Origin of the sequence: Acetobacter sp. DsW_063 (genome assembly GCF_002153745.1) — a bacterium.
GTDB lineage: Bacteria > Pseudomonadota > Alphaproteobacteria > Acetobacterales > Acetobacteraceae > Acetobacter.
Genome location: NZ_JOPL01000158.1, coordinates 1 through 221 on the forward strand (window position 1 = coordinate 1; position 221 = coordinate 221).

The 221-nt window shown below is 68.3% G+C and carries 1 pseudogene; it reads left to right on the plus strand.

Annotated elements, in window-relative coordinates:
* A pseudogene (locus tag HK28_RS13485) lies at positions 1-221 on the plus strand (1-deoxy-D-xylulose-5-phosphate synthase); the annotation flags it as partial.

Here is a 221-nt window from a genome sequence, read left to right on the forward strand (position 1 = left end):
CCCGATCCTGCTGCACGTCATCACCGAGAAGGGCCGCGGCTACAAGCCCGCCGAGGCCGCAGGCGACAAGTACCACGCGGTCGCGAAGTTCAACATCGTGACCGGCGAGCAGAGCAAGGCTCCGCCCGGCCCGCCGTCCTGGACCAACGTGTTCGCCCGCGAACTGGTCCGTAGCGCCGAGCAGGACGACAAGATCGTCGCCATCACGGCGGCGATGCCGT